The organism is Acidovorax bellezanensis, from assembly GCF_025421555.1.
Classification (GTDB): Bacteria; Pseudomonadota; Gammaproteobacteria; order Burkholderiales; family Burkholderiaceae_C; genus Comamonas; species Comamonas bellezanensis.
The window spans coordinates 59,056-82,824 of record NZ_JAODYH010000014.1 but is presented as its reverse complement, the minus strand read 5'-3'; the positions used below and the strand labels follow the sequence as shown (position 1 = coordinate 82,824).

Genomic DNA, 23,769 nt, shown 5'->3' with positions numbered 1-23,769 from the left:
TCAGTCGGTGGTAATGCCCAGCACCTTGATGTCGCGGGTCCAGCGTGTGAGCTCGCGGTCGATTTGCTCCTTGAATGTCTTGGGATCGCTGGATTCGGGGGTCAGGCCCTGGGCCTCGAGCTGCGCGCGCACATCGGGGCGGGCGATGATCTTGCGCACTTCCTGCGCCAGCTTCTCGACGATCGCCGGGTCCGTGCCGCCCGTGGTGAACAGTCCATACCAGGAAGTGAAGGCATAGCCGGGCAGGCCGGCTTCGGCGACGGTGGGCACGTTGGGCAGGGACTTCACGCGCTCCTTGGTGGTCACCGCCAGAATGCGGGTCTGGCCGGTCTTGGAGGAGCTGATGGCGGGTGGAATACCCGAGAAGATGGCCTGGACCTGGCCCGCGGAGACATCGGCAATCGCCGGGCCGTTGCCACGGTAGGGCACATGCACCAGATTCACGCCCGCCTGCTGCGCGAACAGCGCGCCGGCCAGATGCAGCGTCGAGCCGTTGCCCGAGGAGGCGTAGTTGATGGTGCCCGGATCCTTGCGCGCCGCGTCGGTCATTTCCTTGACCGTCTTGTAGGGCAGCTTGGCGTTCACCAACAGGGCGTTGCCCGACTCGGCCACCAGGCTGATCGGCTCGAGATCCTTGCGCGGATCATAGGAAAGCTTCTTGGACAGCACCGGCGCGATGGTGTTGCTGCCGATGGAGCCCAGCAGCAAGGTGTAGCCGTTCTTGGGGGACTTGGCCACGATGTCGTTGGCCAGCAGGCCGCCCGCGCCGCCCTTGTTTTCGACCACCACGCTCTGGCCCAGGCTCTGCTGCAGTTCCTTGGCCAGAATGCGCGCGACGATGTCGTTGCCGCCGCCGGCTGCAAAGCCCACCAGCATCTTGATGGGCTGTGAAGGCCAGGGATCGGCGGCCAGGGCCGGCGTGGCCAGGCCTGCGGCGCCGCAGCTCAGCAAGGTGGCGTAGGTGAAGAGCCGGCGGGACATGTGTTCAAGCATGGAAAACTCCAGAATTAATGCAGCGTGCAGGGCTGAAGTTGCCGATTTTGATGATAGAAAGCGCTTTGTGAAAGCTGGACTTTCTTCCGTCTCTTGAAAGAAAACCATTTATGCCAAGCCTGCGGATTCTTCGCACTTTTCTCGCGGTTTGCTCGCAAGGTTCGTTCACGGCGGCCGGACATCGCGTCGGGCTGACCCAGGTGGCCGTGGGGCTGCAGATGCGCACCCTGGAGGCCGACCTCAAGCGCAAGCTCTTCACACGCCAGGGCAAGCAGGTGGCGCTCAACGAGCAGGGGCGGGCGCTGGTGCCCATTGCTACGCAGCTGGTGGCGCTGTATGAACAGGCCAAGCACGGCACCCAGGCGGATGCGCCGCTGGCCGGAACCGTGCAATTCGGCTCCATCGTCTCGGCGCTGAGCGAGTTGGTGCGCGCTACGCTGGAGCTCAAGCGCCATCACCCCGCGGTGGACCTGCATGTGGTCTCGGGCAAGTCCAATCGACTGATTGCCCAGGTGGAAAACCATGAACTCGATGCGGCCGTGGTGGTGCATGACCCGGCGCTCAAGCGCCCGTCGCTGGTCTGGACACCGCTGTATGCCGAACCCATGGTGCTGCTGACCTCGCGCTCCTCCAGGCCGGCCGAGCCTGCCACCATGGTGCAGCGCTATCCGTTTATCCGCTTTGACCGCACCGAGCACACGGGCGAGCTGGTCGAGCGCACGCTGCGCCGGCTGCGCGCCAAGCCCCAGGAGTTCATGGAGCTGAACTCGATCGAAACCATTGTGGAACTGGTGAGCGACGGCATGGGCGTGGCCATGCTGCCGCTGCTGGCCAGGCATGCCTGGGACAAAAACCCGCGGCTACGGGTGGTGCCTATCCCTCAGGCAGCCGAAAGCCGCCAGATCGCCCTGGTGCAGTTGAGCACGGCGGCGCGCGCCGAGGTGGTCACGGCCGTGGGGCAGCAGTTTCTGGCGGCGCGGGGCGCTGCGGTGTGAGTTGCGTGTCGCATCCCGGGGGATGCTTGCGGACGGGCTTGCGCCCCCCGATTCCCAGGCCCTGGGCCTGCGCTGAAGCCTTCAGGCGAAGAGGTTGAGCCGGGTGCCCAATACGCCGAAGCGCGCCAGCTCGGGCTGCAGCAAGGCCTGCTGTGCAGGCGAAGGCCCCATGGCTTTGGCTTGGGGCGCTTCGCCGCGGCGCAGCACGGCCAGGCTCTGGGCATCGACCACGCGTTGCTGCGACCAGGCACGGGAGGCGTTGGTGAGAGCACTTTGGTAGGCGATGTCCATGGCGGCGGGTTCCTTGCGAATCAGATGTCAGAGTTGACGACCAGTGAACTGTAGCCAAGCAGCGGCCCTGGTCATGCTCGGAAGAAGCGCTGTGCAGCCGCGCTTTTCGGGCTTTCGGATGGTGCGTTCAATCCAGGCAGTCCAGGCTGCTTTGCTCGCAATAGGCCGGCACGGGCGGTGGTGCGGGATGGCGCGGCGGGTGGATATGGGCCTGGACATCGCGCAAGGCGGTGCGCAGCCCTTCCTCTATCGTTGGGTGATAAAAAGGCATGTCGAGCAGCTCGGCCACGGTGGCGCGCCGGGCAATGGCCCAGGCGATGAGGTGGGCCAGGTGTTCGCCCGCGGGCGCGCACAGCTGGGCGCCGAGCAGTTCGCCGCCTTCCGCCTTGGCATACAGCCGCAGCACGCCCTGGTTGCGCAGGCCGGCGCGGGCCCGGCCCTGGTTGGCGAAATCCACTCCGCCAATCGCGACTTCGTCGCTCCAGTGGTCGTCGTAGGTCAGGCCCACCGAGGCCACGGAAGGCTCGGTGAACGTGATCGCCAGGGGCGTGCGCCGGGCAAAGGCATGCGGGTGCTCGGCCATGGCGTTGTTGCCCGCGATCTCGCCTTCGTCGGCGGCTTCGTGCAGCAGGGCGCGGTCGGCGTTCATGTCGCCGGCCCAGAACACCGGCAACTGGCCCAATTGCAAAGTATGCGGGTCCACCTCGGGCAGGCCGCGCTCGTTGAGCGGCAGTCCCAGGTTTTCCAGGCCCAGGCCTGCTATGCGCGGGCGCCGGCCGGTGGCGGCAAGCATGGCGTCGACCTGCACAGAAACCTCGCCGGCGGCAATGGTGATCGCGCCCGCGTCGGCGGTCAGCAGCCTGGGTTCCTGCCCCAGCTGCAGGCGCATGGCGCTGGACAGGCTTTGCTGCAGCGCCGCACGCACCTGCGGGTCGCGGATGCCCGCCAGATGCTGGCTGCTGCTGAAGGCCGTGACGTCCAGGCCCAGATGGGCCAGGGCCTGGGCCATTTCCACGCCCAGCGGGCCCAGTCCGAGTACGGCGATGCGGCGCGGCAGGTCGTTTTGCTCGAACAGGCTGTCGGTGGTCAGCAGGCGCGGGCCCAGCGCCTGCCATTCTTGCGGGATGTGCGGGCTCGAGCCCGTGGCAATGACGAGGCTGCGCGCGCTCAAGGTGCGCTGGCCGTCGATCTCCACGGTGTGTGGATCCAGAATGCGCGCCCGGCCGGTGATGGCGCGCTGCCCCAGGTCGGCGGTGGATGCCAGCACGCCCTGGACAAAGCGGTCGCGTTCGTCGCGCACCCGTTGCAGCACGGCGGGAATGTCGGCGTGCAACTGCTCCGCGCCGCGCAGGCCGAAGGCCTCGAACTGGTGGCGCCGGTGGAAAGCGTGGGCCGCTTCGAGCAGCAGCTTGGACGGCATGCAGCCCACGCGGGCGCAGGTTGTGCCCCAGGGGCCCTGGTCGATCAGGGCAAAGCGTTGCGTGCGGCGGCGCACGGCGCGCAAGGCGGCCAGCCCAGCGGAGCCGGCACCGATGATCAGAACGTCGTAATCGTAGTCATGGGGCTGATGCATGCCACCACTGTGCGCGCCATGGGTGAATCGGCTTGTAGGCTGGGATGAAGCGCTGGCGCCAGACCAGGCGCCGCCAGGCGCTCTACTCAGGGTCCAGCCAGCCCACCCGGCCCTGGCCGATATCGTTGAGGCGCTGGACAAAGGCCGCGCTGGCGTCTTCGGGCATGCGCCACCGCAGCGTGACCAGACTGCCGTGCGCCACGTCCAGCAATTCGGCCTGGACGCCGGCGATTTCGCGGCGCAACAGGCCTTCAAGGGAGTAGGGCACGCTGCAGCGCAGGCAGGTCATGCGCTGCAGCAGGACCTTGGGCGCGGTCAGCAAGGCCTGGGCGACGCAGTCGGTGTAGGCGCGCACCAGGCCGCCCGCGCCCAGCTTGACCCCACCGAAATAGCGCACCACGGTGGCCAGCACGCCTTCGAGCTCCTGGTGGCGCAGCACATCAAGCATGGGCCGGCCCGCGGTGCCGCTGGGCTCGCCGTCGTCCACGGCCGCCGACTGGCCGCCCGCGAGCAGGGCCCAGCAGACATGGGCCGCTCCGGGGTGCTCGCGCCGCAGCCCGTCCACGACCTGCTGGGCACTGGCGCGGTCGGTCATGGGTTGCACGCAGCCGATGAAGCGGCTTTTCTTGATGATGAGTTCGCTGTGGGCGGGGGCGGCGAGGGTCTGGGGCATGGGGCTGCCGAGCTTAACGCAAGCCGTGCAGGCGACGGGTGACGTCAGGCTTCGCACTTGTCCTACATGCGTGAAAGGGGCGGTATCTTAGTCTCAAGGCACAAGGAGGCAATGCCCATGTCAAGCACCACGCCCCAGACCCGCGACCTGGCTGCACACACTTTCGGTCGCAACCATTTCAGCCCGCCGCCTTTGCCGGAGCGGCTGGAGAGGCCGCCGCAGATGGTTGCCGCGGACAGTGCGCAGGAGGTTCAGGCCGCGGCCCAGGACCTTGATCAGCGTATCCGCGATGTGGGTGAGTGGTGAAGCGCTCGAGCGCTCACTGAGTTCGGAGTGCCATGTCTCCTGATCGATTGCGAATGTCTCCATTACGGCCGCCCCGTCACAGAGGTGGCCGTTTTTTTGCCTTGAGTTGCCCGAGTGCAGAAAAGCACACCGTCGTGTCTGGCGTGCAAGACCCTGCTCCAGCAAAGACACCTGTGTAAAAGTACACTGGCCGGTTCCAGTCCCCACGATCGCCCATCGCCATGAACGCCCCAGTCGACGTTTCCTTTTTCGCACGTGCTGCCAAGCCGCTGACCAGCTACCGCCCGTACTGGGCCAAACGCTTCGGTCCGGCCAAGTTCTTGCCTACCACGCGCCAGGAAATGGAGCAGTTGGGCTGGGACAGCTGCGATGTCGTGCTTGTCACGGGCGACGCCTATGTCGATCACCCCAGCTTCGGCATGGCGGTGATTGGCCGCGTGCTCGAAGGCCAAGGCTTTCGCGTAGGCATTATTGCCCAGCCCGACTGGCAGAGCGCCGATGCGTTCAAGGCCCTGGGCAAGCCCAACCTGTTCTGGGGCGTGACCTCGGGCAACATGGACTCGATGATCAACCGCTACACGGCGGACCGCAAGATCCGTTCCGACGATGCCTACACGCCCGGCGACGTGGCCGGCAAGCGTCCCGACCGTGCGGCCATTGTCTACAGCCAGCGCTGCCGTGAAGCCTACAAGGATGTCCCCCTGGTGCTGGGCGGCATCGAAGGCAGCCTGCGCCGCATTGCACATTACGACTACTGGAGCGACAAGGTGCGCCGCTCGGTCGTGGTCGATTCCAAGTGCGACCTGCTGCTGTACGGCAATGCCGAGCGCGCGCTGGTCGAAGTGGCCCACCGCCTGGCCGCACGCGAGCCCGTGGAGAGCATCACCGACGTGCGCGGCACGGCCTTTGTGCGCCGCGCGTCCGAAGCCGGCTGGTTCGAGATCGACTCGACCACGGTGGACGAGCCCGGCCGCGTCGAAGCCCACATCAACCCCTACCAGACCACAAGCGAGCAGGCCGCGGCCCAAGGCAGCACCTGCAGCAAGGAAGACGGCGAGGCGGGCGCCGCCGCGTCCGCCGCCGCCGCGCCCGAGATCGCCGGCCCGAGCTGCGGCACCGGCAAGAACAGCCCGGCCCAGCGCCGCGTCGATGCACCCCTGGTCGCCGGCGTGGAAGAGGGCGACTTCGTCAAGCCCATACAGTTCGTGGTCAACCCCGCACTGCGCACCAAGCTCAAGGTGCCGCCGCGCGACCATTCGGTGATCCGCCTGCCCAGCTACGAGCAGGTCAAGAGCGACCCGATTCTCTACGCCCACGCCAACCGCGTGCTGCACCTGGAAACCAACCCCGGCAATGCCCGCGCGCTGGTCCAGGCCCACGGCGAAGGCACGACCGCCCGCGACGTCTGGATCAACCCGCCGCCGATCCCGCTGACCACGGCCGAGATGGACTACGTGTTCGATCTGCCCTATGCGCGCTCGCCCCATCCCAGCTATGCGGATGAGAACGGCAGCCACGAAGCCACGACCAAGATTCCCGCCTGGGAAATGATCCGCTTCTCGGTGAACATCATGCGCGGCTGCTTTGGCGGCTGCACCTTCTGCTCGATCACCGAGCACGAAGGCCGCATCATCCAGAGCCGTTCGGAAGAGTCCATCATCCAGGAGATCGAGGACATCCGCGACAAGGTGACCGGCTTTACCGGCACCATTTCCGATCTGGGCGGCCCCACGGCCAATATGTACCGGCTCGGCTGCCGCACGCCTGAAATCGAGGCCGCCTGCCGCAAGCCCAGCTGCGTCTATCCAGGCATCTGCCAGAACCTGACGACCAACCACGATCCGTTGATCAAGATCTACCGCCGTGGCCGTGCGCTCAAGGGCATCAAGAAGATCCTGATCGGCTCCGGCCTGCGCTACGACCTCGCCGTGCAGTCGCCCGAGTACGTCAAGGAACTGGTGCAGCACCACGTGGGCGGCTACCTCAAGATCGCGCCCGAGCACACCGAGCAGGGTCCGCTCACCAAGATGATGAAGCCGGGCATCGGCAGCTACGACAAGTTCAAGAAGATGTTTGAACAGTTCAGCGAAGAGGCCGGCAAGAAGCAGTTCCTGATTCCCTACTTCATCGCCGCCCACCCGGGCACCAGCGACGAAGACATGATGAATCTGGCCATCTGGCTCAAGAAGAGCGGGTTCCGCGCCGACCAGGTGCAGACCTTCTACCCCAGCCCCATGGCCACGGCCACGGCCATGTACCACTCGGGCCGCAACACGCTCAAGCGGGTGCGCCGCACGGTACTCAACGAAGATGAGTCGGTGGACATCGTGCGCGGTGAAAAGCGCCGCCGCCTGCACAAGGCCTTCCTGCGCTACCACGATCCAAACAACTGGCCGCTGCTGCGCGAAGCGCTCAAGACCATGGGTCGGGCGGATCTGATCGGCAACGGCAAGCACCACCTGATCCCGACGTTCCAGCCGATGACGGATGGCACCTACCAGAGCGCGCGCCGCAAGAACAGCACCGCGCCTGGCAAGGCCGTGGCCCGTCCCCAGGCGGCCGCTCCCGCCGGACGGAACACGACGGCGCCCGTCAAGGGCCAGCTGCTGACCCAGCACACGGGTTTGCCGCCACGCGCCGGCACCGGCGCCAAGCCGGCCGGCCGCCCTGTGGGCAAGGCCCAGGGGCGCCCGGCTCAGGGGCGCCCCGTTAGCAAGGGGCGCTAAGCCAGCATGGCGTGCAGCGGGATGTCCTGCTGTACCGCCATGACCTGCAGGTGTGCCACGGGCTGTTCGCGCACGAAGCGGCTGATGGCTTCGTGGGTCGCTGCCTGGCGCATGGTCACCACGTCGCCGCGGGCCGGCAAGCCCGCAGCGGCGCACAGGCGCGCGGCGAAATGCGGCTCCAGCGCGGCGATGGCGACCAGGCCGTCCTGGCAGCGGTAGGTGCGGTAGCCCGCGTGCGCGCCGCCGACGTCGCCCTGGGGCGCGGACATGCCCCAGTGCAGGGGCTGGGCCAGCCACTGGGCGGCCTGGAACAGACCGACATCCAGCAGTGCGCCAGCGCCGCAGCGCAGCCGGTGCATCTGGGTCTGCAAGATCGCTTCGGTGGCCATCAGCGCCCCCGTCATGTCGGCCAGCAAGGAGGCCGGCATGTGTTCGGAGTTGAGCAGTCCGGCTTCGGCCTGGTAGGTGAGATCGTGGCCCGGCGTGTCGGCCGCTTCGCCGGTCGCACCAAAAATACGCACCATGGACAGCTGTGGGTAGCGCTCCTGCAATTGCTCCCAGTCCAGCCCCAGCTTGCGCAGGGCGGTGGGGCGAAACGACGTCAGCAAGACTTCCGTGCGTGCCAGCTCGGCGTGCAGCTGCGCCTGTCCTTCGGGTGTTTTCAGGTCGGCCTGCAGGCGCTGCACCTGGGCGTGCATGTCGTTGTAGGCCTGCTCGCAATAGGTGTGCATGGGGTCGGCACTGCTGCTGCCGGGGGCGGCAGGGGGCTCGAGCTTGGTGCACTGTGCGCCCATGCTGGCGCAGCGCAAGAGGGTGGCCGGGCCGGGCAGGTTCAGTGCCAGGCTCAGAATACGGATGCCGCGCAGGGGCTGCAAAGGCAGGGCCGACCAGGAAGAGGGGGAATGCATAGTCATGGCCTTTGAAGTGCAGCAAAACGTCCGCGGATCGCGCGGACGCAGGAAAAACGCGCCGGCCTGGAGCGCCTGCGCCGTGGATGGGCAGCAGGCGGTTCTCCAGACCGCATCGGCGCAATGCCAATGTGTCGGGTTCCTGTCTTTATACGCACAGCTGCGCTGCCCGGGCCTCGGTGCTTTCCATGAGGGCCTGTTTCCAGGCCGTCAGGCGCTGACGGTCAGTCCAGCGCCGCGCCCAGCCGGCGTGAAATCGCGCGCGCGGCCTGCAGCAGCGGCGGCAGCATGGTGGCCTGCATGACTTCCGCGCTGGTACGGTTGGCCTGGCCGCTGATGTTGAGCGCGGCCACGGTCTGGCCGGAGCGGTTGGTGAGCGGCGCGGCCAGCGAGATCAAGCCTTCCTCGAGTTCCTGGTTGATCAGGCACCAGCCCTGGGCGCGGGCCTGGCGCACCTGTGCTAGCAGGGCCGGCACTTCGACGATCGTGTGCTGCGTGAAGCGTTCCATCGTCAGGCCCTGCAGGCGTTGCTCCAGTTCCGCGTCGGGCAGGCCGGCGAGCAGCACGCGCCCCATGGAAGTCCAGCAGGCGGGCAGGCGCGAGCCCACGCCCAGGTGGGTGCGCATGATCTTGTGCGTGTGCACGCGCATCACATAGACCACGTCCAGGCCGTCGAGCACGGCGGCCGAGCAGGACTCGCGCACCTGGTCGACCAGATCTTCCATCACCGGCTCGGCCAGGTTCCACAGGGGCATGGACGACAGATAGGCGAAACCCAGCTCCAGGATGCGCGGCGTGAGCCGAAACTGCCGACCGTCACTTTCGACATAGCCCAGGGTCTGCAGCGTCAGCAGGATGCGGCGCGCACCGGCACGCGTGAGCCCCGTGCGGGCGGCGACCTCGCTCAGCGTTTGCTGCGGGGCTTGCGCGCTGAACGAGTGGATCACTCCCAGCCCGCGGGCAAAGGACTGGACATAGCTGTCGCCGGGCTTGGGGTCTTGGGGGATGGGGGGCTGGACGGTCATGGGGGTCTTCTCTATAATTCATTATACGAACAAATGTTCTATAGGCGAACATTTGTCTGGATTTCCAATCCCCTCAGGAGACGCATTACATGATCAACAAGATTGCCGACTCGGTGGCCCAGGCGCTGTCCGGTGTGAAAGACGGCGCCACGGTACTGATTGGCGGCTTTGGCACGGCCGGCATTCCCAACGAACTGATCGACGGCCTGATAGAGCAGGGCGCGCGCGACCTGACGGTGGTGAACAACAACGCCGGCAATGCCGAGCAGGGCCTGGCGGCCTTGCTGAAGACAGGCCGTGTGCGCAAGATCATCTGCAGCTTCCCGCGCCAGGTGGACAGCTATGTGTTCGACGAGCTGTACCGCAGCGGCAAGCTGGAGCTGGAACTCGTGGCCCAGGGCAACCTGGCCGAGCGCCTGCGCGCTGCCGGAGCCGGCATCGGCGCCTTCTTCTGCCCCACGGCCTACGGCACCGAGCTGGCCGCGGGCAAGGAAACGCGCGAAATCAACGGCAAGCACTATGTGCTCGAGTACCCCATCCATGGCGATGTGGCGCTTATCAAGGCCGAGCAGGGCGACCGTTGGGGCAACCTCAACTACCGCATGTCGGCACGCAACTTCGGCCCCGTCATGGCCATGGCCGCACGCTACACCGTGGCCACGGTGCATGAAGTGGTCGAGCTGGGCCAGTTGGACCCCGAGAACATCGTCACCCCCGGCATCTTTGTCAGCCAGGTTGTGCGCGTGGACCGCGTCGCGACCCAGGCCGGCGGCATCAAAAAAGCAGCCTGACCGGCCTCTGACAAGGAAAGAAACACATGAGCAGCTACCAAAAACGCAGCAAAGACGAACTGGCCCAACGCGTTGCCCAGGACATCCATGACGGCGCCTACGTGAACCTGGGCATTGGCATGCCCACCCAGGTCGCCAACCACATTCCCGCGGACCGCGAAGTCATCCTGCAAAGCGAAAACGGCATCCTGGGCATGGGCCCGGCACCGGCCGCTGGCCTGGAAGACTACGACCTGATCAATGCCGGCAAGCAGCCCGTCACGCTGCTGCCCGGCGGCGCCTACTTCCACCATGCCGACAGCTTCGCCATGATGCGCGGCGGCCACCTGGACATCTGCGTGCTCGGCGCTTTCCAGGTGTCGGCCACGGGTGACCTGGCCAACTGGAGCACGGGCGAACCCGGCGCGATTCCCGCCGTCGGCGGTGCCATGGACCTGGCCATCGGCGCCAAGCAGACCTGGCTGATGATGGATCTGCTGACCAAAAAAGGCGAGAGCAAGATCGTCCAGCAGTGCACTTATCCGCTGACCGGCATCGCCTGCGTCAAGCGCATCTACACCGACCTCGCCACCCTGGCCTGCACCCCCGAGGGCCTCAAGCTCATCGATATGGTGCCCGGCCTCACGCACGCCGAACTCGAACAACTGGTGGGCCTGCCCATCCAAGCCTGATGCTGCGCTGAGCCCCCGTCTACCGCTGGACGCGGGGCGCAGCATCCCCTTTTTCGTTATTAGACCCATTCAGGAGACACCATGAACCAGGCTTTTATCTGCGATGCCATTCGCACCCCTTTCGGTCGCTACGGCGGCGCTCTGTCCAGCCTGCGCGCTGACGATCTGGGCGCCTTGCCGATCAAGGCGCTGATGGAGCGCAATCCCGGCGTGGACTGGGCAGTCGTCACCGACGTGCTGTATGGCTGCGCCAACCAGGCCGGTGAAGACAACCGCAACGTGGCACGCATGTCGGGTCTGCTGGCCGGCCTGCCGCTGGAAGTGCCTGGCGCGACCATCAACCGCCTGTGCGGTTCGGGCCTGGACGCCGTCGGCAGCGCTGCGCGCGCCATCAAGGCGGGCGAAGCCGGCCTGATGATCGCTGGCGGTGTGGAAAGCATGAGCCGCGCGCCTTTCGTCATGCCCAAGGCCGAAAGCGCTTTCAGCCGCAACAACGCCGTCTATGACACGACCATCGGCTGGCGCTTCGTCAACAAGCTGATGAAGGCCCAGTACGGCGTGGACTCCATGCCCGAAACCGCGGAAAACGTGGCCGACGACTTCAAGATCGAGCGCGCAGCGCAAGACCGCATGGCCCTGGCCAGCCAGATCAATGCCGCCGCCGCCATCGCCGCCGGTCACCTGGCGCGTGAAATCGTGCCCGTGGTCATCCCCCAGAAAAAGGGCGATGCCATCGTCGTGAGCCAGGACGAGCACCCCCGCGCGACCACGCTGGAAGCGCTGGCCAAGCTCAAGGGCGTGGTGCGTCCTGACGGCAGCGTCACGGCCGGCAATGCCTCGGGTGTGAACGACGGCGCCTGCGCGCTGTTGCTGGCCGATGAAGCCAGCGCCGCCAAGTACAGCCTGACGCCGCGCGCCCGCGTGGTCGGCATGGCCACGGCCGGCGTCGCGCCGCGCATCATGGGCTTTGGCCCCACGCCCGCGACGCTCAAGGTGCTGGCGCAAACCGGTCTGAGCCTCGACCAGATGGACGTGATCGAACTCAACGAAGCCTTTGCCGCGCAAGGCCTGGCCGTGCTGCGCGCCCTGGGCCTGCAGGACGACGACGCTCGCGTGAACGCCTGGGGCGGCGCCATTGCCCTGGGTCATCCACTGGGCGCCAGCGGCGCGCGACTGGCCACCACGGCCGTCAACCGCCTGCATGCCACCGGCGGCCGCTACGCGCTGTGCACCATGTGCATCGGCGTGGGCCAGGGCATTGCCGTGATCCTCGAACGCGTCTGAAACCATGGGTGACGCCGGCCGACCGTTCATTTTGTTCGGATCGGCCGGAACTCTTGGGGTGCTCAACCCCTCCAAGTGGAACCCGGCCCAACCCCGAGATCGCGGGGAGGCGGGTCCACACCAGGCGTTCCGCTCGCGCAACGCCGCTCTGAAGACGCTGGCCCAGGCCAGCCTTGGGCACGGCGTCTTTCTTTCGGAGTTTTCATGAATATTGCAAGCCAGAACACCCGCCCTGAATCCGCACGCGAACGGGTGCTGATCACCGGCGGCGCCAGCGGCATTGGCGCGGCCATCGCCGAGCGCTGCCGCGCCGAAGGTTTCGAGCCCGTGGTCATCGACCGCGTGGGCGACGGCATCCGCGCCGACCTGTCCGATGCGGCCGACACCGAGCGCGCGCTGCGCGAAGCCCTGGCTGGCGGCCCCATCACGCGCCTGGTCAACAACGTCGGTGTGGTGGTTCCGGCGGATGCCGAGCACCAGACCCTGGCCGAATTCGATCTGGCGATTTCGCTGAACCTGCGCTGCGCTTTCCAGTGCATGCAGGCGCTGCTGCCGGGCATGAAGGAAGCGGGCTTCGGGCGCATCGTCAACATGTCTTCGCGCGCCGCGCTGGGCAAGGAGCTGCGCACGGCCTATGCGGCCTCCAAGGCCGGCCTGATCGGCATGACGCGCGTCTGGGCCCTGGAGCTGGGCTGCCACGGCATCACGGCCAACGCCATCGGCCCGGGCCCGATCCGCACCGAATTGTTCGACCGCGCCAACCCGCCCGATGCGCCGCGCACCCGCGCCATTGTCGAGTCGGTGCCGGTCAAGCGCATAGGCACGCCCGACGACATCGCCCACGCGGCCAGCTATCTGCTGGACGAGCGCAGCGGCTTTGTCACCGGCCAGGTGCTGTATGTCTGCGGCGGCATGACCGTCGGCGTGGCCGGCGTCTGAGCGGCCGCGCCCTTGAATGAGCGCGCCATGGTTAGCATCCATGGTGGCGCACTTGCGGTGAGAGCGGCCTGTGCCTTGCGCTCACCTTGATCAGGCCCCCGCCATGGGGCCTTGATTGATGCCTGCTGCCCGATGGCGCCCATGCGCTCCAACGCAGCGGACCCGATTCCCTTTAGAGACAGAGAGATATAACCATGAAGACATTCACGCACTCCATCGCAAAATTGTCCGGCCGCCGTACGGCCCTCGCTACCTTGGCCGGTCTGGCCGTGGGCGCGGCCGTCCTGCCCACCAGCGTGCTGGCGCAGCCTGCCTTCCCCAGCAAGCTGATCACCATCATCGTGCCGTTCTCGGCCGGCGGCACGACCGACATCCTGGCGCGCATCGTGGCCCAGGGCCTGACGACGGAGCTGGGCCAGCCCGTGGTGATCGACAACCGCCCCGGCGCCGGCGGCAACATCGGCGGCCTGCTGGCTTCCAAGGCCCCGGCCGACGGCTATACGCTGCTCATGGGCACGGTGGGCACGCACGCCATCAACGCCTCGCTCTACAAGAAGATGCCTTTCGACCCGGTCAAGGACTTCGCTCCGCTGACGCGCGTCGCTAACGTGCCCAACCTGCTGGTGGCCAACCCCAAGCAGCCCTACAAGAGCGTCAAGGAACTGATTGCCTACGCCAAGGCCCATCCCGGCCAGGTGAACTACGCTTCGTCGGGCAGCGGCACTTCCATCCACCTGTCGGGCGAGCTGTTCAAGTCTATGGCCAAGGTCGACATGGTGCACGTGCCCTACAAGGGCAGCGCACCGGCCGTGACCGATTTGCTGGGCAACCAGGTCGGCATCATGTTCGACAACATGCCGTCCGCTATCCAGCACGTGCGCTCGGGCAAGCTGGTTCCCCTGGCCGTGACCACCGCCAAGCGCTCGCCTGAACTGCCCGACGTGCCGACCATCGCCGAAGCCGGCGTGCCCGGTTACGAAGCCACTTCGTGGTTTGGCATGCTGGCCCCGGCCGCCACGCCTGCGCCCATCGTCGCCAAGCTGAACGCCGCCCTGGTCAAGGTGCTGGCCCAGCCTGACGTGAAGAAGAAGATCAACGACCAGGGCGCGGAAGTCTATAGCGAAACGCCTGCACAGTTCGCGGCCTTCATCAAGAGCGAAAGCGTGAAGTGGGGCAAGGTGGTGCGTGAGTCCGGCGCAGTGGCGGATTAAGTAGCACCCCCTGAGCCGCTGACGCGGCTTCCCCCTCTCATCCTTCGGTGGAGGGGGACGGCAGCATCGCTGCGGGGCGGCCCTTGCTCGCTGCCCCTGGCTTTGGTCCGCGCCAGTTTCACAGGCTGTGGACTGAGTCGCTGCCATCACCAATTAAAAAACCCGCAGACCGTGAGGCCTGCGGGTTTTTTGTTGCCTGGGGCGCGAAGCCCCGAAGCCGTCTTAGATCACTTTGGCAATCGCTTGGCAGACGTAGTCGATGTTCTTGCTGTTCAGTGCAGCCACGCACATGCGGCCGGTGTCGGTGCCGTAGACGCCGAACTCGGAGCGCAGGCGCACCATCTGGTCCTTGGACAGGCCCGAGTAGCTGAACATGCCGACCTGGGTGGTGATGAAGGACATGTCCTGCTGCACGCCCGCGGCCTTGAGGCCGTCGACCAGCTTCTGGCGCATGGCCTTGATGCGCACGCGCATTTCGCCCAGCTCTTTTTCCCACAGGGCACGCAGCTCGGGGTTGGTGAGCACGGCTGCCACCACGGCGCCGCCGTGGATGGGTGGGTTGGAGTAGTTGGTGCGGATGACGATCTTGAGCTGGCTCAGCACGCGCTTGGCTTCATCGGCACTCGCGGCCACCACCGACAGGGCGCCCACGCGCTCGCCGTAGAGGCTGAAGCTCTTGGAGAACGAAGTCGAGACCAGGATGTCCAGGCCGGCGGCGACAAACTTGGCGATCACGGCGCCGTCTTCGGCAATGCCTTGGCCAAAGCCCTGGTAGGCCATGTCGAGGAAGGCCGTCAGGTTCTTGGCCTTGACGGCGGCAATCACCTGGTCCCACTGGGCGGCAGTGATGTCGTAGCCCGTGGGGTTGTGGCAGCAGGCGTGCAGCACGACGATGGTGCCGGGCGCTGCGGCGTTGAGGCTGGCCAGCATGCCTTCGAAGTTGATCGCGCGCTTGGCGGCGTCGTAGTAGGCGTAGTTGCCGACCTTGAAGCCTGCGTTTTCAAAGATGGCGCGGTGGTTTTCCCAGCTGGGGTCGGAAATCAGCACCTGGGCGTCGGGGCTGACCTTCTTGAGGAAGTCAGCGCCGATCTTCAGGCCGCCGGTGCCGCCGATGGCTTGCACCGTGGACACGCGGCCCGACGTCACGACATCGCTGTCGGCGCCGAAAACCAGGGCCTTGACGGCATTGTCGTAAGCGACGATACCGTCAATGGGCAGGTAGCCACGTGCCGTGGGCTGGGCCATCATGGTTTTTTCGGCGGCTTGGACGCATTGCAGCAAGGGCAGCTTGCCGTTGTCATCGAAGTACACGCCCACGCCCAGGTTGACCTTGTTGGGGTTGGAGTCAGAGACGAATTGCTCGTTCAGACCCAGGATAGGGTCGCGGGGGGCCATTTCGACGGCGGTAAACAAAGACATGAAAAAAATCCTCGGAGGATGAAAATATGGCTGCCAGCCCCAAGCTGCATCAATCGATTGGGTTAGCCCTGGAATTTTAGCGGCCTGCGGGGCAGGCTAGTATCACCACGTTATGCACCAAGCTACTGATCTGCCCTTGACGGGCCAATTTGTCACGTTTGAAGGCTCGCCGTTCGAGCTCTTTCAGCCCTATCCGCCGGCCGGCGACCAGCCGCAGGCGATTGCGGAGCTGGTCGAGGGCATCAACGACGGCGAAGTGTTCCAGACGCTGCTGGGCGTCACGGGCTCGGGCAAGACCTTCACCATGGCCAATGTGATTGCCCAGATGGGGCGCACGGCCATCGTCTTCGCGCCCAACAAGACCCTGGCGGCCCAGCTCTACAGCGAATTCCGGGAGTTCTTCCCCAAGAACGCCGTCGAATACTTCGTCAGCTATTACGACTATTACCAGCCTGAAGCCTACGTGCCGCAGCGCGACCTGTTCATCGAGAAGGACAGCGCGATCAACGAGCACATCGAGCAGATGCGTCTGTCCTGCACCAAGAGCCTGATGGAGCGGCGCGACGTGGTCATCGTGGCCACGGTGTCGGCCATCTACGGCATTGGCGAGCCCGAAAGCTACCACCGCATGGTGATGACGCTGCGCTCCGGCGATCGCATCGGTCAGCGCGACGTGATTGCCCAGCTGATCCGCATGCAGTACCAGCGCAATGACCAGGACTTCAGCCGCGGCAAGTTCCGCGTGCGTGGCGACACCATCGACGTGTTCCCGGCCGAGCACTCGGAGCTGGCGATACGCATTGAGCTGTTCGACGACGAAATCGAAAGCCTGCAGCTGTTCGACCCGCTCACGGGCCGCGTCAAGCAGAAGATCCCGCGTTTCACGGTCTACCCCAGCAGCCATTACGTCACGCCGCGCGACAAGGTGCTGGCGGCCGTGGAGACCATCAAGCTGGAGCTGTCCGATCGCCTCAAGGAGCTGGTGTCCCAGGGCAAGCTGGTCGAAGCGCAGCGGCTGGAGCAGCGCACGCGCTTTGACCTGGAGATGCTGGCCGAAGTAGGGCACTGCAAGGGCATCGAGAACTACACGCGCCATCTCTCGGGCGCGGCGCCGGGCGATCCGCCGAGCACGCTCACCGACTACCTGCCGGCGGACGCGCTGATGTTCCTGGACGAGAGCCACCAGATGATTGGTCAGCTCAACGCTATGTACAACGGCGACCGGGCGCGCAAGACCACGCTGGTCGAATATGGCTTTCGCCTGCCGTCGGCGCTGGACAACCGGCCGCTCAAGTTCTCCGAATTCGAGCAGCGCATGCGCCAGACGGTGTTTGTCTCGGCCACGCCGGCCGATTACGAAAAGACCCATGCCGGCAAGGTCGTCGAGCAGGTCGTGCGGCCTACCGGCCTGATCGACCCGGAAATCGAAGTGCGGCCCGCAACCCACCAGGTGGACGACGTGCTGCAGGAAATCCGGCTGCGCTCCGAGCTGGGCGAGCGGGTGCTGATCACCACGCTGACCAAGCGCATGGCCGAGCAGCTGACCGACTATTTGACGGACAATGGCGTCAAGGTGCGCTACCTGCACTCCGACGTCGACACCGTCGAGCGCGTGGAAATCATCCGCGACCTGCGGCTGGGCCTGTTCGACGTGCTGGTCGGCATCAACTTGCTGCGCGAAGGCCTGGACATCCCCGAAGTCTCGCTGGTGGCGATTCTGGATGCGGACAAGGAAGGCTTTCTGCGCGCCGAGCGCAGCCTGATCCAGACCATAGGTCGGGCCGCGCGCAACCTCAACGGCAAGGCTATCCTGTATGGCGACCGGGTCACGGAATCGATGCGCAAGGCCATCAGCGAAACCGAGAGACGCCGGGCCAAACAGACGCAATTCAACGAAGAAAACGGCATCACGCCAACAGCCATTGTCAAGCGGGTGAAAGACCTGATTGACGGTGTTTACAGCGAAAAAAGCGGAAAAGAGGCCGAGCGACTGGAGCAGGCCGACGCCCAGCGCTTGCGCGTGGAAGAGATGTCCGAGAAAGATCTGGCCAAGGAAATCAAGCGCCTCGAGAAGCAGATGCTTGAGCATGCACGCAGTCTGGAGTTCGAACAGGCGGCGCGCGTGCGCGACCAGTTGGCACAATTGAAGGCCCGTTTCTTCGGTGCTTCCGGCCGCGAAATGCCGGTGCTGTGAGAGGCGTCGGGGCCCTTGGCGCGGGGTACCCGACAAATTTGATGGGGATTGTGCTACACTAGGGCCAACATCCAATAACAACAAGACTTCGACGAAGAAGGGCTCTGAACCTTTTTACAGGGCGGAGTAAGGGCGGAGACGGTGCCCGGGCGAGTTCAGTACTCGCTACGGGTGTTTCTGTAACGAACAAGCCTGACTATTAAAGGAGCTCGCGATGCGTCTCACAACCAAAGGCCGCTTTGCGGTCACAGCCATGATCGATTTGGCCCTGCGCCAGAACAATGGTCCCGTCACGCTGGCTGCGATCAGCCAGCGCCAGCAGATTTCGCTGTCCTACCTGGAACAGCTGTTCGGCAAGCTGCGCCGCCATGAACTGGTCGAGTCGACCCGCGGCCCCGGCGGCGGATACACGCTGGCCCGCAAGGCTGCCGACATCACCGTGGCCGACATCATTGTCTCGGTGGATGAGCCTATCGATGCAACCCAGTGTGGTGGCAAGGAAAACTGCCTGGGTGAAGCCGGTCGTTGCATGACCCACGAACTGTGGGCCGCACTGAACCAGCGCATGGTCGAGTTCCTGGACTCCGTGACCCTGCAAAAGCTCGTCGATGAGCAACTGGCCAAGGGTGTGCAGATCGAAGACAAGCCTGTGGTGCGTCGTGCGATCTCTACGGCCCCCGTGGTCAAGCCCATACGCGTGAATGCACCGAATTCGGTGTTCGCCTTGGGCAACGTCTTCGCCAAGTCGTAATTCGGTCTCGCCAAAGCGGGTGCCAGCGCCGGGGGGCGAGGCACTGAGATATGTGTTGAGAAATTTCGTTTTTTGCCAGCCAGACATTTCATTGAGCCAGCCATGGACATGACCCCGCACTTCCCTATTTATCTTGACTACGGCGCGACCACTCCGGTGGACCCTCGCGTGGTTGATGCCATGATTCCCTGGTTGCGTGAGCACTTCGGCAATGCGGCATCGCGCAGCCACGCCTGGGGCTGGGAAGCCGAGGAAGCGATTGAAAAGGCCCGCGCCCATGTGGCCGACCTGATCAACGCCGATCCGCGTGAAATCGTCTGGACCAGTGGCGCAACCGAGTCGGATAATCTGGCGATCAAGGGTGCGGCCCATTTCTACCAAGGCAAGGGCAAGCACCTGATCACCGTGAAGACCGAGCACAAGGCTGTGCTCGACACCATGCGTGAACTCGAGCGCCAGGGCTTTGAAGTCAGCTATCTCGATGTGCAGGACAACGGTCTGCTCGATTTCGAAGTGTTCAAGGCGGCCATCCGCCCTGACACCATTCTCGCCAGCGTCATGCTGGTGAACAACGAAATCGGCGTGGTGCAGGATATTCCTCGCATCGGTGCCCTGTGCCGCGAAAAAGGCATCATCTTCCATGTGGATGCAGCCCAGGCGACCGCCAAGATGGCCATCGACCTGCAGACGCTGCCCGTGGACTTGATGAGCCTGACGGCGCACAAGACTTACGGCCCCAAGGGCATCGGCGCGCTGTACGTGCGTCGCAAGCCACGCGTTCGCCTGGAAGCACAAATGCACGGCGGCGGACACGAGCGCGGCATGCGTTCGGGCACGCTGGCCACACACCAGATCGTCGGCATGGGCGAGGCATACCGCATCGCCAAGCTGGAAATGCACGGCGACATCGCCAAGGCTCAGGCCTTGCACGACCGTCTGCTCGACGGCCTCAAGGACATGGAGCAGGTGTTCGTCAATGGCGACATGACGCACCGCGTACCGCATTACTTGAACATCAGCTTCAACTATGTGGAAGGCGAGTCGCTGATCATGGGCGTCAAGGGCCTGGCGGTTTCGTCGGGTTCGGCCTGCACGTCGGCCAGCCTGGAACCCAGCTATGTGCTGCGCGCCCTGGGCCGCAGCGATGAGCTGGCCCACAGCAGCCTGCGCATGACCATCGGCCGTTTCACGACCGAAGAAGAGATTGACTACGCGATTGGCACCATCCGTGCCAACGTCGAGAAGCTGCGTGAACTCAGCCCATTGTGGGAAATGTACAAGGACGGTATCGACATCAGCAGCATCCAGTGGGCCGCCCACTGAGCATTTATGCGGTGAAGAGATCGACGGTCTGAAGATTTGAAGAGGTAGACATCATGGCTTATTCCGAAAAAGTGGTAGACCACTATGAAAACCCCCGCAATGTGGGTTCCTTCGACAAGGGTGACGGCTCCGTGGGTACGGGCATGGTGGGTGCACCTGCTTGCGGCGACGTGATGAAGCTGCAGATCAAGGTCAACCCGGAAACCGGTGTGATCGAAGACGCGCGCTTCAAGACCTACGGCTGCGGCTCGGCGATCGCTTCGTCGTCGCTGGTCACCGAATGGGTCAAGGGCAAGACGCTGGACCAGGCCGCTGCGCTGAAGAACAGCCAGATTGCCGAAGAACTGGCCTTGCCACCCGTGAAGGTGCACTGCTCCATCCTGGCCGAAGATGCCATCAAGGCAGCAGTCAACGATTACCGTGCTAAGCACGCAGCGGTGGTGGCCGCCTGACATGGCCATCGCTCTCACTGAGGCCGCAGCACGGCATGTGAGCCGCTACCTGTCCCGTCGGGGCAAGGGGCTGGGCGTGCGCCTGGGCGTGAAGACCACGGGGTGTTCGGGCCTGGCCTACACGCTGGAGTATGTCGACAACCAGGCGCCTGAAGACCTGATCTTCGAGAACCATGGCGTCAAGATCATCATTGATCCCAAGAGCCTGGCCTACATCGACGGCACGGAACTCGATTTCGTGCGCGAAGGCCTGAACGAAGGCTTCAAGTTCAACAACCCGAACGAACGCGACCGTTGTGGTTGCGGAGAGAGCTTCCGCGTCTGAGGACGCCTGCCTGCGCCTGCGCATTTTTCCGGCACCGAACAACCGCCACCGCTTTTTTGTGCTGGCGGTTTTTTATTGATATGAATCTTCAATCCGACGACTTCGAGCTTTTCGCCTTGCCAGTGCAGTTTGCCCAGAATCGCGCGCACATCGACAGCCGCTGGAAGGAATTGCAGCGCGAAGCCCATCCCGACCGTTTTGCCGCCCAGGGCGCTGCCGCCCAGCGCGTGGCCATGCAGTGGTCGGTGCGCATCAACGAAGCCTACCAGCGCCTCAAGGACCCGCTCAAACGCGCGGCCTATCTGTGCGAGATGCGCGGTGCGCCCTTGCGCGCGGAAGACAACACGGCCATGCCGACCACGTTTCTTATGCAGCAGATGGAGTGGCGCGAAGCGCTGGAAGAGGCGCAGTCGGAAGCCGACGTGGACAGCCTGGAGGCCGAAGTGACCGAAGCGCGCCGTGCCTTGCTGGCCGAGTGCGAGCGACTGCTCGACGAGGCGCAGGATGCGCAGGCCGCAGCCCAGCAGGTAAGAGCCCTTATGTTTGTTGCACGTTTTGCGCGGGACATCGAGGTCCGGCGAGAGCAACTGCAACAATAGGCTTATCTCAGAACGGTTCTGAGGCAGAACATGTTTTCACGGCGTGCACTGCATTGGCAGGCCGCCCGCATCCCATTTTTCGAGAAGTTCTCATGGCGCTTTTGCAGATTTCAGAACCCGGGCAGTCTCCCGATCCGCACCAACGGCGCATTGCCGTCGGTATCGATCTGGGTACGACCCATTCCTTGGTGGCATCGGTGCGCAACGGCGTGGCCGAATGCCTGCCGGATGACCAGGGCCGCGTGCTGCTGCCGTCCATCGTGAACTATGCCGAGCAAGGCAGGCGCCTGATCGGCTACGACGCCGTGGCGGCCCAGACCTCGGATCCGCAAAACACCATTGTCTCGGTCAAGCGCTTCATGGGCCGTGGCCTCAAGGACGTGGCCGATGCTGAGCATCTGCCCTACGTCTTCGTGCAGCAGCCGGAGCAGGGGAGCATGGTCTCGTTGCAGACCCGCGCCGGCGCCAAGACCCCGGTGGAAATCAGCGCTGAAATCCTCGCCACCCTGCGTTTTCGCGCCGAAGACAGCTTTGACGACGAACTGTATGGCGCGGTGATCACCGTGCCGGCTTATTTCGACGACGCCCAGCGCCAGGCGACCAAGGATGCGGCCCAACTGGCCGGCATCAACCTGCTGCGTCTGATCAACGAGCCCACGGCCGCGGCCATCGCCTACGGCCTGGACAACGCCAGCGAAGGCGTTTACGCGGTCTACGACCTGGGCGGCGGAACGTTCGACATCTCCATCCTGCGCCTGACGCAAGGTGTGTTCGAGGTGATTGCCACGGGCGGCGATTCGGCGCTCGGCGGTGACGACTACGACGTCGCGCTCGCGCAGTGGGTGCTCGAGCAGACGGCTGCGCAGGTGGCGACGGCCGAAGACAAGGCCGCTGTGCGCCTGGCCGCGCGCCGCTGCAAGGAAGCGCTGACGGACGCCGAGAGCGCCACATTCCGCGCCGAGCTGTCCACGGGCGCCGTGGAGCGCGCAGTCACGCGCGCCGAGTTCTATGCCGCGACGCAGGCGCTGACCGCGCGCTCGCTGGCCGCCGTGCGCCGCGCGCTGCGCGATGCCGATCTCGCCAAGGACGAAGTCCAGGGCGTGGTCATGGTTGGCGGCTCGACGCGCATGCCCCAGGTCCAGCAGGCCGTGGGCGAATTCTTCGGCCAGACGCCGCTCACCAACCTGGACCCCGACGAAGTCGTGGCCCTGGGCGCGGCGATCCAGGCCAATCAGTTGGCGGGCAACAGCTCGGCCGATGACCTGCTGCTGCTGGACGTGATTCCGCTGTCGCTGGGCGTGGAGACCATGGGTGGGCTGGTGGAGCGCATCGTGGCGCGCAACGAGACCATTCCCACGGCGCGCGCACAGGACTTCACCACCTACGTCGACGGCCAGACGGCCCTGGCCATCCATGTGGTGCAAGGCGAGCGCGATCTGGTGGCGGATTGCCGCAGCCTGGCGCGGTTCGAGCTGCGCGGCATTCCTCCCATGGCCGCGGGCGCTGCGCGCATCCGCGTGACGTTCACGGTGGACGCCGACGGCCTGCTGTCCGTGGGTGCCAAGGAGCAGTTGAGCGGAGTCGAAGCGCACATCGACGTCAAGCCGTCGTACGGCCTGTCGGACGAACAGATCGCCCGCATGCTGCAGGAAGGCTTTGCCACGGCGGCCGAGGATATGAAGGCGCGGGCCCTGGTGGAAGCGCGGGTCGATGCCGACCGCATGCTGATCGCCACGCAAAGCGCGCTCGATGCCGATGGCGATCTGCTGACGGCAGCCGAACGGGCCACGATCGATGGCTTGATGGCCGCGCTGCGCGAGCAGCAAACCTCCACCGATCCGGCCGTGGTCGAAGCCGCGACCCAGGCCCTGGCCAAGGGCACGGAAGCTTTTGCCGCGCAGCGCATGAACCGCGGCATTGTCCAAGCCCTGGCGGGCAAGAACGTCCACAGCATTTCCTGATTTCGATCGAAGAGACCCCATGCCTGTCATCAAAATACTGCCCCACCACGAATACTGCCCGCAGGGCGCCGAGCTGCAAGTGCCCGCCGGCACGTCGATCTGCGAAGCGCTGCTCGACAACGACATCAAGATCGAGCACGCCTGCGACATGAGCTGTGCCTGCACCACCTGCCACGTGATCGTGCGCGCGGGCTTCAACTCGCTCAACGAAGCCGAGGAAGAGGAAGAAGACCTGCTGGACCGCGCCTGGGGCCTGGAGCCACAGTCGCGCCTGAGCTGCCAGGCCATCCTGGCCCAGGAAGACGTGACCGTCGAAATCCCCAAGTACTCGATCAACCACGCCAAGGAAAACCACTGAG

At 65.1% G+C, this 23,769-nt stretch carries 23 protein-coding genes; 16 read left to right on the top strand and 7 right to left on the bottom strand.

The window, feature by feature from the left end; translation table 11 throughout:
- Complete coding sequence (locus tag N0K08_RS20320) at positions 1 to 993, bottom strand: Bug family tripartite tricarboxylate transporter substrate binding protein (RefSeq protein ID WP_261502227.1); 993 nt, start codon at positions 991 to 993, stop codon at positions 1 to 3.
- 110 nt (positions 994 to 1,103) lie between these two features.
- Here N0K08_RS20320 and N0K08_RS20315 point away from each other — a divergent pair, with 110 nt between their 5' ends.
- Positions 1,104 to 1,988, top strand: a complete 885-nt coding sequence (locus N0K08_RS20315; RefSeq protein WP_261502226.1) for a LysR family transcriptional regulator — start codon at positions 1,104 to 1,106, stop codon at positions 1,986 to 1,988.
- An 81-nt stretch (positions 1,989 to 2,069) separates the two neighbouring features.
- Here N0K08_RS20315 and N0K08_RS20310 read toward each other — a convergent pair whose 3' ends face one another.
- The 3 genes from N0K08_RS20310 to N0K08_RS20300 all read right to left on the bottom strand — a co-directional run bounded on the left by N0K08_RS20310 (position 2,070) and on the right by N0K08_RS20300 (position 4,525).
- Positions 2,070 to 2,279, bottom strand: coding sequence for a hypothetical protein (locus N0K08_RS20310; protein ID WP_261502225.1), 210 nt, complete (start codon positions 2,277 to 2,279; stop codon positions 2,070 to 2,072).
- 127 nt (positions 2,280 to 2,406) lie between these two features.
- Complete coding sequence (locus N0K08_RS20305; protein ID WP_261502224.1) at positions 2,407 to 3,852, bottom strand: dihydrolipoyl dehydrogenase; 1,446 nt, start codon at positions 3,850 to 3,852, stop codon at positions 2,407 to 2,409.
- Between the two features lie 82 nt (positions 3,853 to 3,934).
- Positions 3,935 to 4,525 (bottom strand): IMPACT family protein, encoded by a 591-nt coding sequence (locus tag N0K08_RS20300; protein WP_261502223.1) that lies wholly within the window; start codon positions 4,523 to 4,525, stop codon positions 3,935 to 3,937.
- A 117-nt stretch (positions 4,526 to 4,642) separates the two neighbouring features.
- On the opposite strand from N0K08_RS20300, the gene N0K08_RS20295 reads away from it, so the two are divergent.
- Positions 4,643 to 4,831, top strand: coding sequence for a hypothetical protein (locus N0K08_RS20295; protein ID WP_261502222.1), 189 nt, complete (start codon positions 4,643 to 4,645; stop codon positions 4,829 to 4,831).
- 221 nt (positions 4,832 to 5,052) lie between these two features.
- A complete protein-coding gene (locus N0K08_RS20290; RefSeq protein ID WP_261502221.1) occupies positions 5,053 to 7,557 on the top strand; it encodes a YgiQ family radical SAM protein in 2,505 nt (834 codons plus the stop codon).
- Here N0K08_RS20290 and N0K08_RS20285 read toward each other — a convergent pair.
- Complete coding sequence (locus N0K08_RS20285) at positions 7,554 to 8,465, bottom strand: CoA transferase (protein WP_261502220.1); 912 nt, start codon at positions 8,463 to 8,465, stop codon at positions 7,554 to 7,556. The genes N0K08_RS20290 and N0K08_RS20285 overlap by 4 nt on opposite strands.
- Positions 8,466 to 8,689: 224 nt before the next feature.
- Positions 8,690 to 9,490 carry an IclR family transcriptional regulator domain-containing protein gene (locus tag N0K08_RS20280; RefSeq protein WP_261502219.1) on the bottom strand — a complete coding sequence of 267 codons (801 nt, stop codon included), beginning with the start codon at positions 9,488 to 9,490 and terminating at the stop codon, positions 8,690 to 8,692.
- Between the two features lie 89 nt (positions 9,491 to 9,579).
- On the opposite strand from N0K08_RS20280, the gene N0K08_RS20275 reads away from it, so the two are divergent.
- The 5 genes from N0K08_RS20275 (at position 9,580) to N0K08_RS20255 (ending at position 14,386) form a co-directional block, all read left to right on the top strand.
- Positions 9,580 to 10,281, top strand: a complete 702-nt coding sequence (locus N0K08_RS20275) for a 3-oxoacid CoA-transferase subunit A (RefSeq protein WP_261502218.1) — start codon at positions 9,580 to 9,582, stop codon at positions 10,279 to 10,281.
- Positions 10,282 to 10,307: 26 nt separating this feature from the next.
- On the top strand, positions 10,308 to 10,952 hold the full coding sequence (locus N0K08_RS20270) for a 3-oxoacid CoA-transferase subunit B (protein ID WP_261502217.1): 645 nt from the start codon (positions 10,308 to 10,310) through the stop codon (positions 10,950 to 10,952).
- Positions 10,953 to 11,033: 81 nt separating this feature from the next.
- Positions 11,034 to 12,236, top strand: coding sequence for a 3-oxoadipyl-CoA thiolase (pcaF, locus tag N0K08_RS20265; RefSeq protein WP_261502216.1), 1,203 nt, complete (start codon positions 11,034 to 11,036; stop codon positions 12,234 to 12,236).
- Positions 12,237 to 12,440: 204 nt separating this feature from the next.
- The gene (locus tag N0K08_RS20260) at positions 12,441 to 13,175 is read left to right on the top strand and encodes an SDR family NAD(P)-dependent oxidoreductase (protein ID WP_261502215.1); all 735 of its coding nucleotides are present in this window, start codon (positions 12,441 to 12,443) and stop codon (positions 13,173 to 13,175) included.
- 194 nt (positions 13,176 to 13,369) lie between these two features.
- Positions 13,370 to 14,386, top strand: coding sequence for a Bug family tripartite tricarboxylate transporter substrate binding protein (locus N0K08_RS20255; RefSeq protein ID WP_261502214.1), 1,017 nt, complete (start codon positions 13,370 to 13,372; stop codon positions 14,384 to 14,386).
- Positions 14,387 to 14,608: 222 nt separating this feature from the next.
- Here the strand turns inward: N0K08_RS20255 and N0K08_RS20250 are convergent, their stop codons facing one another.
- Complete coding sequence (locus N0K08_RS20250) at positions 14,609 to 15,805, bottom strand: amino acid aminotransferase (RefSeq protein ID WP_261502213.1); 1,197 nt, start codon at positions 15,803 to 15,805, stop codon at positions 14,609 to 14,611.
- A 112-nt stretch (positions 15,806 to 15,917) separates the two neighbouring features.
- Between N0K08_RS20250 and uvrB the strand changes: the two genes are divergently transcribed.
- The 8 genes from uvrB (at position 15,918) to fdx (ending at position 23,768) form a co-directional block, all read left to right on the top strand.
- Positions 15,918 to 17,999, top strand: a complete 2,082-nt coding sequence (gene uvrB / locus N0K08_RS20245) for an excinuclease ABC subunit UvrB (RefSeq protein WP_261502212.1) — start codon at positions 15,918 to 15,920, stop codon at positions 17,997 to 17,999.
- A 214-nt stretch (positions 18,000 to 18,213) separates the two neighbouring features.
- Positions 18,214 to 18,750 (top strand): Fe-S cluster assembly transcriptional regulator IscR, encoded by a 537-nt coding sequence (gene iscR / locus N0K08_RS20240; RefSeq protein ID WP_261502211.1) that lies wholly within the window; start codon positions 18,214 to 18,216, stop codon positions 18,748 to 18,750.
- Between the two features lie 102 nt (positions 18,751 to 18,852).
- A complete protein-coding gene (locus tag N0K08_RS20235) occupies positions 18,853 to 20,073 on the top strand; it encodes an IscS subfamily cysteine desulfurase (RefSeq protein WP_261502210.1) in 1,221 nt (406 codons plus the stop codon).
- Between the two features lie 53 nt (positions 20,074 to 20,126).
- Positions 20,127 to 20,525: a Fe-S cluster assembly scaffold IscU gene (gene iscU, locus N0K08_RS20230; RefSeq protein WP_261502209.1), complete on the top strand. Its 399-nt coding sequence runs from the start codon at positions 20,127 to 20,129 to the stop codon at positions 20,523 to 20,525.
- 1 nt (position 20,526) lies between these two features.
- On the top strand, positions 20,527 to 20,850 hold the full coding sequence (iscA, locus tag N0K08_RS20225) for an iron-sulfur cluster assembly protein IscA (protein ID WP_261502208.1): 324 nt from the start codon (positions 20,527 to 20,529) through the stop codon (positions 20,848 to 20,850).
- Positions 20,851 to 20,930: 80 nt separating this feature from the next.
- The gene (gene hscB / locus N0K08_RS20220) at positions 20,931 to 21,449 is read left to right on the top strand and encodes a Fe-S protein assembly co-chaperone HscB (RefSeq protein ID WP_261502207.1); all 519 of its coding nucleotides are present in this window, start codon (positions 20,931 to 20,933) and stop codon (positions 21,447 to 21,449) included.
- Positions 21,450 to 21,541: 92 nt separating this feature from the next.
- Positions 21,542 to 23,410: a Fe-S protein assembly chaperone HscA gene (gene hscA, locus N0K08_RS20215; RefSeq protein WP_261502206.1), complete on the top strand. Its 1,869-nt coding sequence runs from the start codon at positions 21,542 to 21,544 to the stop codon at positions 23,408 to 23,410.
- Between the two features lie 19 nt (positions 23,411 to 23,429).
- Entirely contained in the window at positions 23,430 to 23,768 is a 339-nt protein-coding gene (gene fdx / locus N0K08_RS20210) for an ISC system 2Fe-2S type ferredoxin (protein ID WP_261502205.1), read from the top strand.
- The last annotated feature ends 1 nt before the right edge of the window (position 23,769 follow it).

Coding starts and splice junctions, on each gene's coding strand:
- N0K08_RS20320 (WP_261502227.1), bottom strand. CDS start 993: ATGCTTGAACACATGTCCCGCCGGCTCTTCACCTACGCCACCTTGCTG.
- N0K08_RS20315 (WP_261502226.1), top strand. CDS start 1,104: ATGCCAAGCCTGCGGATTCTTCGCACTTTTCTCGCGGTTTGCTCGCAA.
- N0K08_RS20310 (WP_261502225.1), bottom strand. CDS start 2,279: ATGGACATCGCCTACCAAAGTGCTCTCACCAACGCCTCCCGTGCCTGG.
- N0K08_RS20305 (WP_261502224.1), bottom strand. CDS start 3,852: ATGCATCAGCCCCATGACTACGATTACGACGTTCTGATCATCGGTGCC.
- N0K08_RS20300 (WP_261502223.1), bottom strand. CDS start 4,525: ATGCCCCAGACCCTCGCCGCCCCCGCCCACAGCGAACTCATCATCAAG.
- N0K08_RS20295 (WP_261502222.1), top strand. CDS start 4,643: ATGTCAAGCACCACGCCCCAGACCCGCGACCTGGCTGCACACACTTTC.
- N0K08_RS20290 (WP_261502221.1), top strand. CDS start 5,053: ATGAACGCCCCAGTCGACGTTTCCTTTTTCGCACGTGCTGCCAAGCCG.
- N0K08_RS20285 (WP_261502220.1), bottom strand. CDS start 8,465: ATGCATTCCCCCTCTTCCTGGTCGGCCCTGCCTTTGCAGCCCCTGCGC.
- N0K08_RS20280 (WP_261502219.1), bottom strand. CDS start 9,490: ATGACCGTCCAGCCCCCCATCCCCCAAGACCCCAAGCCCGGCGACAGC.
- N0K08_RS20275 (WP_261502218.1), top strand. CDS start 9,580: ATGATCAACAAGATTGCCGACTCGGTGGCCCAGGCGCTGTCCGGTGTG.
- N0K08_RS20270 (WP_261502217.1), top strand. CDS start 10,308: ATGAGCAGCTACCAAAAACGCAGCAAAGACGAACTGGCCCAACGCGTT.
- pcaF (WP_261502216.1), top strand. CDS start 11,034: ATGAACCAGGCTTTTATCTGCGATGCCATTCGCACCCCTTTCGGTCGC.
- N0K08_RS20260 (WP_261502215.1), top strand. CDS start 12,441: ATGAATATTGCAAGCCAGAACACCCGCCCTGAATCCGCACGCGAACGG.
- N0K08_RS20255 (WP_261502214.1), top strand. CDS start 13,370: ATGAAGACATTCACGCACTCCATCGCAAAATTGTCCGGCCGCCGTACG.
- N0K08_RS20250 (WP_261502213.1), bottom strand. CDS start 15,805: ATGTCTTTGTTTACCGCCGTCGAAATGGCCCCCCGCGACCCTATCCTG.
- uvrB (WP_261502212.1), top strand. CDS start 15,918: ATGCACCAAGCTACTGATCTGCCCTTGACGGGCCAATTTGTCACGTTT.
- iscR (WP_261502211.1), top strand. CDS start 18,214: ATGCGTCTCACAACCAAAGGCCGCTTTGCGGTCACAGCCATGATCGAT.
- N0K08_RS20235 (WP_261502210.1), top strand. CDS start 18,853: ATGGACATGACCCCGCACTTCCCTATTTATCTTGACTACGGCGCGACC.
- iscU (WP_261502209.1), top strand. CDS start 20,127: ATGGCTTATTCCGAAAAAGTGGTAGACCACTATGAAAACCCCCGCAAT.
- iscA (WP_261502208.1), top strand. CDS start 20,527: ATGGCCATCGCTCTCACTGAGGCCGCAGCACGGCATGTGAGCCGCTAC.
- hscB (WP_261502207.1), top strand. CDS start 20,931: ATGAATCTTCAATCCGACGACTTCGAGCTTTTCGCCTTGCCAGTGCAG.
- hscA (WP_261502206.1), top strand. CDS start 21,542: ATGGCGCTTTTGCAGATTTCAGAACCCGGGCAGTCTCCCGATCCGCAC.
- fdx (WP_261502205.1), top strand. CDS start 23,430: ATGCCTGTCATCAAAATACTGCCCCACCACGAATACTGCCCGCAGGGC.